Source organism: Colwellia marinimaniae (assembly GCF_002207865.1).
Lineage (GTDB): Bacteria > Pseudomonadota > Gammaproteobacteria > Enterobacterales > Alteromonadaceae > Colwellia > Colwellia marinimaniae.
Window position 1 is genome coordinate 67,041 of the sequence record NZ_BDQM01000011.1, and the last position, 12,626, is coordinate 79,666.

Consider the following 12,626-nt stretch of genomic DNA (forward strand, 5'->3'; position numbering starts at 1 on the left):
GGCAAGTTAGCTCACTTGCCCCTGTTTTTTGCTTTTTTTCGACGAATATAAAGCGTACGATTCAACTTAGCCACTATATCGCCTTGTTCGTCTTTTACATAGACGGTAATTTGAGGCAAGTATTTTTCACCATTGGCGGTATTAGCAATAATATCGTCAATGAGTTGTTGATTAATGGAAAAATCTGCAATGACCTTACCTTTACCCGGCTTGATAAAATCAATGTCAGCTGATTTATCCCAGACCACGTATTGATCGCCTAACTGTGCCAGGATCATCAACATACAAAAAGGGTCGGTCATAGCGAATAAAGAGCCACCAAAATGGCTACCAACTGCATTTTTATTCCACGGACGTAGTGTTAATTCTACACGGGCCGTTTTAAAATCCGTTGAGATATGTTTAATGCGAATACCAGCAAAAAACAACGGTGGCCAGGCATTCATAATAAGGCGGAATAGCCACGCTTTTTTAAACAATAAATTCATTGATAGTCACTTAAGTGAAATAAAATTTAATTACATCGAATTGAATAATAACGTTTATATTACTCTCAACTCATTGTACCAGTAGGTTGACAGTAATATAAACGTTATAACTTGCAAAATCCAGTTAGCGCCTTGATGGTTGAACATTTAGCATACTATCCTTGCTGCAGTTATTGGCGTGTAAGCACAGATTTAACTCGAGGACGGTCATTAACATTGCTTTAGCTCAAGTTTTGCATGATCACAACTAAAGGCTAGGGCGCTTAAGCAACTCTTGCAACATACCAAGCGGTTGGTTATTATTCAATAGAGTGAATAAATTGAGAAGTAGCCATGAGTGATGCTGAGCAAACCCGCCAAAATATTTTAACCGTAGCCGCCGATGAAATTCATCAGCATGGTTTTAAAGCGACTAGTCTGTCGGTTATTCTCAATCGCTGTGAAATATCAAAAGGCGCACTTTACCACCATTTCAGCAGTAAAATGGCGCTGGGTTATGCGGTATTCGAAGAAATTTATACCCCGATGTTTCTAGAACTATGGCAATCAGCTTTGGCTGTAGATGATCCAATTGAAGGTTTATGTGATTTTTTCACTGCAATTACTGAGCAAATGTCTTGTAGTGAAGTTGTTTGTGGTTGTCCGCTTAACAACCTGTGCGAAGAAATGGCTAATGTCGATGAGGGCTTTCGTTTGCGTATTTTAGCTCTGCAAGAGCAGTTGAATCAGTCGATTGTTGATGCCTTTGAGAAAATCAGTGATGATTTACGTGCAGATTTAGCGCTTAGCCAAGTGAGTTACTTTATTGTCGCAACCCTAAATGGTGCCACTACCTTATGCAAAAGCTCGCGTAATAAAGCGCTGTTTCAACAAGTTATTGCTGAGTTATGCCTTTATACTCGAGCGTTGAAAAAATAATTCAGCTTATGGCTGTGTTCATTGTCTTACCTAGTTATTCAGCTCTGGTTACTGTATTGCACTTAGCCGACACCTAACCCGGCACAGAGCTGAGCGCTTATGCCCATTTACACTTTTGTAAACTTTTTAGTTCTTTAAAACATCTTTCACAAACCGCTCGGTCGGTGCTATTCTCTCGCCACAAAAAAAACAAACCGCTCGGTCGGTTTGTTTTGCTGGTAGCGCAGTACATATCTTATATTTAAGGACTTTTTATCATGCGATCATTCATAACAAAAAGCATTTTGGCTTTAGTTTTATCTTCAACTATTACTAGTGAGGTGATGGCGACATCATCAACAGGGTCAGCTAGCTCAGTAGATTTATCAATCGCTTCTGCTACAGTAAATTCCGCTCATTATTTAGAGAGCACCTCACCTTATGTGGTCTTAAAAACAGCGGCTACTAACTTGTTTTCACGTATAGCGGCTAATCAACAAGCCATTGCTAAATTTCCACATTTAATGCGCGACATTGTTGAAGAAGAATTAATGCCAGCAATAGATTATCGCTACGCTTCCTATCGTGTTTTAGGTAAACATTTGAAAAAAATATCAACACAGCAACGTGCTGATTTTGTTGCAGCCATGCGCCATTACTTGGTACGAACTTACTCGATTGCTCTATCCAAATATACCAACCAACAAGTCATTTTTGAGCCGGAAAAACCGACTAAAGGCAAAAGAATCATTGGTATTAAAATCCAAATTATTGAGCTAGGTGCACCGACCATTAATTTGGTTTTTCAAATGCGACAAAATAAAAAAACAGGCCATTGGAAGGCATTTGATATCACGATAGAGGGCATATCGTTATTAAGCACTAAACAAGCTGAGCTTAATAAAAAAATCGCTAAGCAGGGCATAGCTCACGTTACCTTAGAATTAGCGGCTTTAGCCAAGTAATATTTCTTCAATTTAACCTATCGTAAACGGAGTTGGCTTTGTTGCAATTATTTAAAATCTTAGTATTACCTTTTATCATCGTTTCACTACTATCGGCAGGTGTTATTGTTACCATTAATATAGATTATTTTGTCTTGAAAAATAATTTGTCGGAGCGCTCACTGACTGAACTCTTTCAACAACTGTTATTGCTGGCGAGTATTGGTATTTTTATTTGGTCAGCCAGCAAAGTAGCAGAGTCACGTACCTTGTTTGTCTTAGTTGCTGGCTTTTTTGGCTGTATGTTTTTACGCGAACTAGATTATTATTTTGATATGATAGTACACGGGTTTTGGCTTTATCCAACCTTGCTACTAGCCAGTTTAGTGATTATCTATAGTGTAAAAAATAGCGCTGATTTACTTAGCTCAGTGCGTTTATTTAGCCAAAGCAATGCATATTTCAATATATTGGTTGGTTTGGTTATTATCATGATCTTTAGTCGCTTATTTGGCTCAGGCACCTTGTGGAAAGAGGTGATGAATGATGATTATCATCATATTTATAAAACCATTATTCAAGAAGGCCTAGAGCTATTTGGCTATGTGTTTCTATTTATCGGTTCTTTTCATCAACTAAGAGAAGTGCAGAGTAAAGTGGCTAATAAGGCACAAATGAAGTTAATAGCAGTATAATCGTATTTTATCTAGTAAATCAACGGTAAAGTAAGCATTATATGGGGCACAAAGCCAGTTATGCACACTGGCTTATTTACCATAAAAAACCCCATGATCCAAAATACAAAGCCATTAATTCTCACCGCCGCGGTTAATCGATTATTAAGAGAAAGTGATGTCCCGGCAACACTCACCATAGAGCAGTGTGCAACAGCATTGGCGATGAGTATGACTTCTTTTCGGCGTAAACTCAGCCAAGAAGAAGCTACCTTTAAACGTATTCAACATAAGTTTTTGAATGAGCTGTGTGTACATGCCTTATTAACTGAAAATGTTAGTATTAGCGCGTTAGTGGTGAAGTTGGGCTATTCTGAACGAGCCACATTTGAGCGCGCTTTTCGTAATAAATTTGCCATAAGCCCATCGCAGTTTCGTGAGTTATCCCTTGTTGGTAACAACAAAAATAATCAGCAGAACTTAAGTACTATCGCACAAAACATGCCGCCCTTACCCGATAGCTGCCAGCTATTACTAAGTGAAAAAGATAAAGACAGTTTTGATTTGCACCGCGTGATAGCAATCATAGCTAACGATGCTATTTTCACCGGACGTATAATGGGGCTTGCCAGTAAAGCTATTTACGGAAAAACCCCTAACAATATTGAAGAAGCGATTAGCCGAAATTTAGGCATAAATACCGTGGTTAATTTAGCCGTTATCTATGCAGTGAAAGATTCCTTAGCAGTACATGTAGAGCAAAGGGTTATTAATCAATGTACTAATGCTTTTTTGACCGCGCCTAAATTGTTTCAATTGCTGCGTAAGTCAGCCGGTATTGGGGTTAAATTTGATATAGCTCTTATTGAACAAGTGCTGGTATTTGCGTTATTAGGCATGTTATTACTGTGCCATAAAGAGGCAGTAAAACACCAACTTATGTTGCATTCACTGCAAGGAATTGATGATTTACATTCATTAAACAATCACCTTTATCAGGTAATGGATATTAGCATTTATGGCGCATCAAGCTTAATGCTCTCTTTATGGCATATCGATGCTAGGGTTATTAAGCAACTGAATCATTTAGATAAAGTGACTAAGCAAGCAACTAAAGCCAGTAGACATGATGAATTATTGTTGTTTATGTTGTCTTGTTTATACGCGTTAGCAACGGGGCGTAAGGACTATAGTGAACTGGAACAAAAAGCTGAATTGTTAAACTTAGACGGTTTTACTGAGGTTAAGGCGCTATTATTTCAAGGTAAATAGCTTACCGGCAGTGACGGAATTTTTTGTCTTATTTGCACAGCAGCTATGAATAGCAAAAGGGAAACCTCCTCAGCCACTCTTATACCAGAGGGGGGCTGACCGAGAAAGTTATAATGAGCGGGCTTTAATTTTACCTACGGCTAATATATTCGTTTTATAGTAACTGTTAGCTGGAGCTATTGACTTTTTTTATGCTGACGGCGTACTAATAGGGCAAAAGCAAACATTGATAACGCGAACACTGGAGGCTCAGGGATATCGGTTGTTGGGCCGTTATTAACTTGTACTAAAGAAACATTATCAAGTAAACCACCAAGACCATTTTGCTTACCAAAGGCGCCAAAGCTTAAAGCCATTGTTTCGGATTGTGCGGTTAATAAAATCGATTGTACCGTCCAATTTGACTGTTGGTTACTTCTGTCGTTGATGGAAAAATCAGCATCCATGTCTAAATCAAAAGCTATTGCAGCGTCATACCAAAAGACATTAATACCGTTGTCGTTTTTCTTATTGGTGCGCGCCTGATAATAAAAGGTTAATAAATAGTCTGCACCTATGGTGAGTGAAGCAAGTGTTTGCGTCATTACTGAATTTGAGGCGCCTCGACGGTGAGCATCAAGTTCAACATGGTTGCTACCATCAATTGATTTAGCAACAATGTTTTTTTGTAATTCTATGCCATGACCCGCCGTGGTGACCCAACCTGGTAGGGTGTAAAAAACATCCCAGCCACGATTTTTGTTGGCAAAGTCTTGTAAATCTGTCTGATGAACTAGGCCTTTAGCCGTTGAATTATCGGCAAATAGTAACTGTTCAAAACTGCCATTAGTGATCAAGGATGCACTCGCAATCGAGCTAACAAGCAGCAGAGAAATAGAGTAAATAGTTTTACTAAGAATTTTTAACATTGAAAATCATGTAAATAGCGTTAAGTTGCCGTTAGTATAGAGCTGCAATAGCTGGCAACATATGGCTAAAGTGTCCAGTTTTTCCACTAAGGCAAAGTTATCGCTGTTTACCGCCCTTTATTGTTACTTATTTTATCGCACTTAGCACAAGCTAATTAACATCTTATTATTAAGGCCTATATGAGTACTAAGTTATATTATCTCCATGACCCAATGTGTAGCTGGTGTTGGGGCTATCGTCCAGTTTGGCATGAGTTACAGAAAAATTTACCTACTGCAATTTCGGTGGAATATGTTGCTGGTGGTTTAGCCGCGGATTCAAATGAAGCTATGCCAATAGCGCAGCAAGACATGATCCAAAACCATTGGCGCACTATTACCAAGAAACTAGGCACCAGCTTTAATCATGATTTTTGGCGCGATAATATAGCCAGGCGCTCAACCTATAACGCTTGTCGAGCGGCAATTGCTGCCCATAAGCAAGCTTGCCAAAAGACTATGATAGATGCCATTCAGCAAGGCTATTATTTACGGGCTTTAAACCCTGCTGATCTTGAGGTACTAATTGCTTTGGCAAAAGAGTTAAGCCAGCAACAATCTGTAAACCTAGATATTGCGCAATTTACCCATGATATTAGCTCTGCGGAAACCGATAAAGAATTAGCTAGGCAAGTAAATTTAGCTAGACAGTTAAGCCAGCAGGGTTTTCCTGCCTTAGTGCTTGAAAGCAAGGGCATACGCCAACAAATACCTGTTGATTATCAAGATTATCGGTCAACGTTGGCAGATATTATGGGCAAGCTAAATTAGCGAGGTAACCGTTACCATCATTACTAGAGCAAAGATTAATTTCAGCAATAAAAAAGCGATGGTGAACCGGGCTATTTACTGAACTTGGAGCTGATTCCTTCATGAATCAGCTTTTATATTTATAACCTATTGAATTCATAGCCCTAAAAATAAGTGCAATAGCAACTAATCGTACAGTTAGTGCCGTAAATACAAGAACTACCTTACTATTTAAAAGAATCTCGTAGAGAAACATAACTCTCAGTGTCAAAGTTTTTTTCTTCAAGTAGAGATATGAAGCTTTGAATACTCGCTCTAGCCGCTGTCGTTACTAAGAATTTTATATAGGATTCATTGTGGTCTTTAATAGATGAGGCTTGTCCATTATCTGTAAGGTGGTTTTGTTTCAAGGCACTTATATTCCCATGAGTATCCATACACAACCTGCCATATACAGCACGGTAAGCCCCCTCACTTTCTTTGCCATCAATCAAGTCATATTTTTTAAATTTATCATAGATACTTAATGTATTGCCCTGTGAATGCTCACTAATTTTACTTAGCATTTTTTCACAGAACTCTTCATTCAAATGAATAAAGTAAGGACTATTCTTATTACGACTGTATGACTGATAGAGTTTCTTTAGTTCGTTAGCTTCAGACCCAATTATATCATCTAGGTATGATTCATCATCCAGTAAGCAATGAAAATCCAACCATGTTTCAATTATGCTTCTTAAGACTATAGGAGCACTAACAAAACGCCTATTCTCAACTAAAAACATTAATTCATCACATAGTGAGTTTATGCGAACAAAAAGCAAAAGCAAAAACCCGTCACGCTCTGTGGCATTCCAGAATCTATTTTTTCCATTTTGAGAAGTAGAAATAAACCTTTCTTTTTCTTCAGAATATCTATTCCACGCTTGCAAATATTGGCTATTCATTTAACAGTCCTATTGTAAAAGATTACTGCTAAGTCATTGTATTAAGTAAACTAATCGTAAGCAGTGTCATATTGTCGCATTTTTAAGTGCATGATAAATAATCATAAAATAAACTTGTAACCAAAAATGTTAGCTTTTTAGCTCCCAGTTCAGTAAATAGCCCGATGTAGAACATCGCTTTTTTATTGAGTATGACGCTCAATATTTTACTAGGGCAAAAAACTACATTTGCCAAGCATAACTAAACTTAGTAAAGACAGAGCGCTCATCTCGGGTCAGTTGAGTTAAGCTATCATCTTGATAGCCACCATCGGAATAACCAAGGAAGAATAATGTTTGTGGGTTGATTTTATAGGAATAAATCAGCTGGCTGGAGAAAAACCTGTCTTGTGCATCGGGGCGGTCATCAGCATCTTTATCGCTATATAAAGCTACATCTCGGCTTATATCGGTATATTGCACCACAAGTTTTAGTTTACTGCGCATACTAAACTGATAACTGAGCCTGATATCTGCTTGGTGTGCGGTAAATAACCGGCCATCATCAACATCTAGGTGAGAGTAATTATAGTTAATACTGGCATTGATATGTCGATTAACATCCCATTGGGTAAATGCTTCTATGTAAAGTACATCCCCTAATTGCGCATTGGCAAAATCAATTTGTGTACCAAATTTGAAAAAGGTACCAATATTGATATTTGCCACTGGCCTCATTTCAACAAAGATTTTAAATTGTGTTTCTTTAAAGTATTGCTCTTCATACAATCTTTCTCGGTGTACTAGGCCAAAGTTAGTAAAAAACTGTTTTGTCCCTTGCATGGTGCCATGTATCTCGTACTCTTCTTCAAGTACCTGACCGTCTTGGTCGTAGGTTTTATCCCAATCGCCAAAATAGCCCCATTGCGTTAGGGCATCATTACTTTCACCGTAATAGGTACGGCGACCACCTAAGACTACTCGCTCGATATTACTGCGTGATTGAAAACCTAAATCGGCCCGAAAATCTTCGCTAATATTGGTGTAGCCGGCTTTTAAATTATAATCTCGGGTACCACGAGAATAATTCACCCTAAAAGCTGTACCTGTTTGCTTTTCACTGACATCAAAGTCTTGCATCACTGCCGCGGTATTTTTAGTATCTGATTGGGCCACTTGGTACTGAATGTTATCATTTTGACTGAGCCAGTAGGTGCCATCAAATGACGCCAAGGTGTTGTGATAATTGTCAGATTGCCTGTGAGTCATCAAGACACCGACATTGTTACGCTCACCAACATCCATTTTATAACGTGCTATAGCGATATTAGATTTTTCATCTAAAGTAGCAATATTTGAGCCTTGATTACCAGGCATTAAAAAGGAGGTGTTATTGTCATCGGCTAACATTAAGCCGTAACTGTGCTCACCGGTTTTCCCGGTTAACTTTAGCCCTACATCAGGATCAGCGATATTACGGGTATGGACAAAATTAAAATTAGTGGTATCAAAGTATGAAGCACCATCTAAGAAAAAAGGCCTTTTTTCTGGGTAAAATAATGAATAAGTATTGTTAACATCCAGTTGACCGGCATCGGCTTCCACTTGGGAAAAATCAGGGTTTAACGTCGCATTTAGTACGATATCTTGCGTTAAGCCCCAACGAACATCTAAGCCAGGCTCTACTTCAATATCACCGTTTTGCCACTCTCCGGGCAAGTCGGGTTTTTCATCTTTTCGTGATAAGGTAAGCGTTGGTGTTAATTGAAAGTTCTTACCTGGTTTAATGTGCTCAAAACCAATTAGTTGGTGAAACTGGCAGAGGTTACACTCTATATCGCGATCAAAGATATTGGTGGCCATTTGAATTTTGACATCACGGGGGTAATTTCGCAAACCGGTAATATTCCAGACCAGTTTTTCATCGGAATCAGGGAAACGTAGCGCACTAAAAGGAATGCTCATTTCAACCACATAACCAAAGTCAGTAATTTGTCCGGCACTTTCCCATATAGCATCCCACGAACTATCCTCATCCCAACCATCAGTATCGTCCATACGAACATCGGCTTGTGCCCCTAAGGGGTTGACAAAAAACTCATAACCGCTGCGTTCATCGTTAAAGGTATCGATAATGATGGCGACGCTGTCATCAGCCCATAAGCTATCCCGGTCTCGCAAGGATGCTCTAATATTTTCAGGATTGGGATCGTAGGCGATAAAGGCAACGTTAAAAGAGCTGCCGTTTTCATAGAAGAACACCTCGGTTTTTACTGGCGAGGGTGTACCATCACCAGGACTCTTTTCATATTTTAATTCCATTTTTGTCGCCGTCTGCCACACGGCTTCGTCCATGCGGCCATCAACCTTGATAACGGCTTTATTGTGGGTTAATTGGTAACGTATTCTCTCTGCTTGCTTGGCAGCAAGATTTAAGGGCAGAGTGGCAATAACAAGAAGTAATAGCGTGCGAGTCAATTTTTGGCTGTTTTTTATCAAGGACATAGAGAAATATTAAATATTTATAAATTATTTTTATTAGGGTAATTGTCGCTTGAAAGTTTGAAAAGGTTTGTTTCCATATGTAACAAAAAGTAACTGACTGGTATTTTTTATGGGCAGTATTGCTGTATATACAACAAGGCTACGACTTGTCTCGTAGTCTCATCACTTTATTTTATTTCTTAGCACTAACAAAATGTCATAAATATTGACGATTTTTACTCATTTTTGCGGTAAATATTAATAAAATAGTAACTGTTTTAACTCTTTAAGCTGAACTTTACCTAACGGGCGTTATTGAGCAAGTGCTGTTTATAGCCGAGTTGGGGGGGCATTTAGTTTTATCTCTACCGCTCTCAGGTTCTTTAAAGTGTACTCTTAGTGCGCTTGGTTAAAGGTCTGCTAGACAAGTTTGCTACTTGGGACCAAAACTGGCTTGATATTTTACTGATGGTGTTTGATTCAGCGTTAATGAGTATGGCAAAACCTAGGTCTAAATCAGGTGCATAACCTATTTCCGCCCGAAAGCCTGCCACCCAACCGGAATGATAAATTATTTTCTGGCCTTTAAATTGGTATATGCGCCAGCCATAACCGTAATGTGCATCGGTTAAATACTCACGCCAATAGCGCCGACGTAAATCTTTTTTCGTTCTGATCCTCGGTGTGGTTATTTCTGTTAACAGCGCGGGTGATAATACCTCAGGTTTATGGCCTAAATTGGCGATTAACCATTTAGCTAAGTCAGTAATACTGGCATTAATACCGGCGGCAGGCGCTACTTTATAATAATCTGGGCTAACTTTTACCGTACGCCAGACATATTCGTTAATCTCACGACCTTGCTGGTCTTTTTTACCTGTTTTGACCCGTTTTCGAAGGATATGGGGCTTGGCCGTATTTATCTGCTCTTTATAAACATCGATACCCACAGAGGCGTGCGTCATATTGAGCGGGGAAAATACGCGTTCTTGTAATAAACTGGCGTAGTCTTTATCTTGGCTAGCTTCAATCGCCCCTTGCAACATACTGTAGGCTATATTTTGGTAGCCATAACATTTTTCTGGCGGGCAAATCGGCGTAATGCGTTCAAATCGGCCGATAATTTTTTCCATGTCCCAGTTTTCATGGAGTAGATTATCAAAGGCATTTGGCATCAAGCCCGTTGAATGACTTAACAGATGTTTGAGTTGTATTTTTTGTGCTGCGCCATCAGTGGCTAACACAAAGTTCGGTACATACTTGGTAATAGGATCTGACAGGCTTAATTTATGCTCTTGCGCCAGCATGGTGGTTAGTGTGGCGGCAAATGTTTTAGATACCGAAGCTAAACGAAAAACAGTATTGCTATCAATTTGATGGGACTTAGTTTTATCGGTATGACCAAAGCTTTCTATGGCAACAATAGTATTGTTTTGTACTATGGCATAAGTACCGCCAGGAATACTATATTGCTTTAGTTGCTTACTTACTTGCAGTGAAAACTCATTATTGAACTGACTAATATTAATAGCTGATGAGGACAAAGAAAAAAATATTGCTAGTAAAGTGCAGCTCATTCGAAAAAACATAGATGGCTCTCAATATTAAAATGGCGCCAATTCTAGCCATTAAGCAGCCAAATAAAAAGGCTTTAATTTTACTGCCACTTGAGCGTTACGACAAAAGCATGATCAATAGTGGCAACTTCGCTATAATCAGCGCATTCAATTAATGAGAAGCAATGACTTATGAGCAATAATATACTGACCACCTTTTTGACTGAAGCAAAACCGACACAAGTGCTTTGGGCACTACAAGATAAAGCCAGTGAAGATTGGGTCGTCCTTGATTCGCCTAGCTTTGAAAACACCGAGGTGATGCCACTTTGGTCAAGTGCCGATTTAGCTCAGCAGCACTGTATTGATGAGTGGTGTAACTATGTTCCTTGTGAAATTTCCCTAGCAGATTGGTTTGAATTTTGGCTAGAAGACTTAAATAAAGATGGTGTTATTGTTGGTATTAACTGGCAAGGTGATGAGGAATATTTGGAAATGGAATTAAGCGACTTTACTCAAGCGCTGGCTGAAATAGAGTCGTTAAAATAAATAGCCCATGCAAGTAAAGTGATTAAACTGGCTGTTTTTAAACTTTATCTACTCAATAGTTTTACCACCACAGCTACTGGAACTTGGTAAAACTCTTTGAGATATTTTGTGCGTTCAAATAGGATTTTATTTGTTTTGTCACTTTACCCGGATTACTACATTATAATGAAAAACCACGTCTCATCACATAGACATGACCTAAGAAAATAGGGTCAGTATTTGTTGAAAATATGGTCTTTTCAGTGTTATTCATCGGTTAGATAGTCCACTTATCTTGAGCATAGTTCGTTGTTTGCTTTCACTAGTATACCGTAACTTATTTGGTAAAGTCTTTGAGCCGTTATAGTTTAAGGGGGTAACACTTATTTAACTTTTAAGTGTAACATTCTTCAACTATTAATTATATTGCATGCAGTATACAATACCTAGGTTGTAATTTTTAGGTATGCAAACATGAGAGCAAAAGGATTCACTTTAATTGAGTTAGTCACCGTCATTGTCATTCTTGGCATTTTGTCTGTTACTGCTTTACCCCGTTTTATGAATTTAAGCCAAGATGCTCACGATAGCGTTGCTCATGCTACCTTTGCTTCTTTTGAAAGTGCGGTGGATTTATACCACAGTTGCTGGTTAGTCAAATCAGCAGCAGGTCATGTTAAAGATCTAAAGTGCTTTGGCGCTGGCGATATAGATGCCACTGTTACGGGCTTTCCTTTAGGACAAGATACCGAACTTTATGGTGATAATGGTCAACAGTTAACGGGAGATTTTTGTGCTGAGCTTTGGCAAGGATTACTCGAGCAAGACTTTAACATTGCTATGCATGCCGATAGTGCTTTTGGCGGCGAAAACGATATAGTTTACTGGTATATTGGTGGTGCAATATCCAATCCTGATACCCATTGTTACTTCAATTATATCTCCGATAATCCCGCAAAAGGCCAAGAAAATTGGCAAATGCGTTATTACCCTGGTACGGGTGAAGTTACAGTAGGTAAAGCAACGCTAGGTTAATCTTCATGGTGTTAGTGATACTAGTGTGCTAATAAATCTTCTTAGCTTAAGGCAAGGCCTCAGTGTTTTTTGCGAATGAGCCTTACGTATCCTTATTTCATCTTAACGCTATACTTATAACATTG

The 12,626-nt window shown here is 38.8% G+C and carries 12 protein-coding genes; 7 read left to right on the plus strand and 5 right to left on the minus strand.

The genetic code is table 11. The annotated features are described in order from the left end of the window. Positions 1–11 precede the first annotated feature (11 nt). Positions 12–488 (minus strand): DUF4442 domain-containing protein, encoded by a 477-nt coding sequence (locus MTCD1_RS08665; protein ID WP_057180137.1) that lies wholly within the window; start codon positions 486–488, stop codon positions 12–14. 333 nt (positions 489–821) lie between these two features. Between MTCD1_RS08665 and MTCD1_RS08670 the strand changes: the two genes are divergently transcribed. The 4 genes from MTCD1_RS08670 (at position 822) to MTCD1_RS08685 (ending at position 4,275) form a co-directional block, all read left to right on the plus strand. Continuing rightward, positions 822–1,406, plus strand: coding sequence for a TetR/AcrR family transcriptional regulator (locus tag MTCD1_RS08670; protein ID WP_057180138.1), 585 nt, complete (start codon positions 822–824; stop codon positions 1,404–1,406). Between the two features lie 257 nt (positions 1,407–1,663). Then, complete coding sequence (locus MTCD1_RS08675) at positions 1,664–2,350, plus strand: MlaC/ttg2D family ABC transporter substrate-binding protein (protein WP_057180139.1); 687 nt, start codon at positions 1,664–1,666, stop codon at positions 2,348–2,350. A 38-nt stretch (positions 2,351–2,388) separates the two neighbouring features. Further along, positions 2,389–3,024 (plus strand): hypothetical protein, encoded by a 636-nt coding sequence (locus MTCD1_RS08680; RefSeq protein WP_057180140.1) that lies wholly within the window; start codon positions 2,389–2,391, stop codon positions 3,022–3,024. A gap of 93 nt (positions 3,025–3,117) precedes the next feature. After that, complete coding sequence (locus MTCD1_RS08685) at positions 3,118–4,275, plus strand: helix-turn-helix domain-containing protein (protein ID WP_159459905.1); 1,158 nt, start codon at positions 3,118–3,120, stop codon at positions 4,273–4,275. Positions 4,276–4,451: 176 nt separating this feature from the next. On the opposite strand, the gene MTCD1_RS08690 is transcribed toward MTCD1_RS08685, so the two are convergent. Beyond that, the gene (locus MTCD1_RS08690) at positions 4,452–5,183 is read right to left on the minus strand and encodes a hypothetical protein (protein WP_057180142.1); all 732 of its coding nucleotides are present in this window, start codon (positions 5,181–5,183) and stop codon (positions 4,452–4,454) included. Between the two features lie 180 nt (positions 5,184–5,363). Between MTCD1_RS08690 and MTCD1_RS08695 the strand changes: the two genes are divergently transcribed. Further along, positions 5,364–5,993 (plus strand): DsbA family protein, encoded by a 630-nt coding sequence (locus tag MTCD1_RS08695; protein WP_057180143.1) that lies wholly within the window; start codon positions 5,364–5,366, stop codon positions 5,991–5,993. Between the two features lie 206 nt (positions 5,994–6,199). Here MTCD1_RS08695 and MTCD1_RS08700 read toward each other — a convergent pair whose 3' ends face one another. From MTCD1_RS08700 to MTCD1_RS08710, 3 genes are all read right to left on the minus strand, one after another. Beyond that, complete coding sequence (locus tag MTCD1_RS08700) at positions 6,200–6,919, minus strand: DUF5677 domain-containing protein (protein ID WP_057180144.1); 720 nt, start codon at positions 6,917–6,919, stop codon at positions 6,200–6,202. Between the two features lie 222 nt (positions 6,920–7,141). After that, on the minus strand, positions 7,142–9,403 hold the full coding sequence (locus MTCD1_RS08705) for a carbohydrate binding family 9 domain-containing protein (protein ID WP_057180145.1): 2,262 nt from the start codon (positions 9,401–9,403) through the stop codon (positions 7,142–7,144). 362 nt (positions 9,404–9,765) lie between these two features. After that, entirely contained in the window at positions 9,766–10,971 is a 1,206-nt protein-coding gene (locus tag MTCD1_RS08710) for a serine hydrolase domain-containing protein (RefSeq protein WP_057180146.1), read from the minus strand. A gap of 159 nt (positions 10,972–11,130) precedes the next feature. Here MTCD1_RS08710 and MTCD1_RS08715 point away from each other — a divergent pair, with 159 nt between their 5' ends. Both MTCD1_RS08715 and MTCD1_RS08720 read left to right on the plus strand, forming a co-directional pair. Further along, positions 11,131–11,487, plus strand: coding sequence for a DUF2750 domain-containing protein (locus MTCD1_RS08715; protein ID WP_057180147.1), 357 nt, complete (start codon positions 11,131–11,133; stop codon positions 11,485–11,487). Positions 11,488–11,940: 453 nt separating this feature from the next. Continuing rightward, on the plus strand, positions 11,941–12,501 hold the full coding sequence (locus MTCD1_RS08720; protein ID WP_057180148.1) for a type II secretion system protein: 561 nt from the start codon (positions 11,941–11,943) through the stop codon (positions 12,499–12,501). The last annotated feature ends 125 nt before the right edge of the window (positions 12,502–12,626 follow it).

Coding starts and splice junctions, on each gene's coding strand:
- MTCD1_RS08665 (WP_057180137.1), bottom strand. CDS start 488: ATGAATTTATTGTTTAAAAAAGCGTGGCTATTCCGCCTTATTATGAAT.
- MTCD1_RS08670 (WP_057180138.1), top strand. CDS start 822: ATGAGTGATGCTGAGCAAACCCGCCAAAATATTTTAACCGTAGCCGCC.
- MTCD1_RS08675 (WP_057180139.1), top strand. CDS start 1,664: ATGCGATCATTCATAACAAAAAGCATTTTGGCTTTAGTTTTATCTTCA.
- MTCD1_RS08685 (WP_159459905.1), top strand. CDS start 3,118: ATGATCCAAAATACAAAGCCATTAATTCTCACCGCCGCGGTTAATCGA.
- MTCD1_RS08690 (WP_057180142.1), bottom strand. CDS start 5,183: ATGTTAAAAATTCTTAGTAAAACTATTTACTCTATTTCTCTGCTGCTT.
- MTCD1_RS08695 (WP_057180143.1), top strand. CDS start 5,364: ATGAGTACTAAGTTATATTATCTCCATGACCCAATGTGTAGCTGGTGT.
- MTCD1_RS08700 (WP_057180144.1), bottom strand. CDS start 6,919: ATGAATAGCCAATATTTGCAAGCGTGGAATAGATATTCTGAAGAAAAA.
- MTCD1_RS08705 (WP_057180145.1), bottom strand. CDS start 9,403: ATGTCCTTGATAAAAAACAGCCAAAAATTGACTCGCACGCTATTACTT.
- MTCD1_RS08710 (WP_057180146.1), bottom strand. CDS start 10,971: ATGTTTTTTCGAATGAGCTGCACTTTACTAGCAATATTTTTTTCTTTG.
- MTCD1_RS08715 (WP_057180147.1), top strand. CDS start 11,131: ATGAGCAATAATATACTGACCACCTTTTTGACTGAAGCAAAACCGACA.
- MTCD1_RS08720 (WP_057180148.1), top strand. CDS start 11,941: ATGAGAGCAAAAGGATTCACTTTAATTGAGTTAGTCACCGTCATTGTC.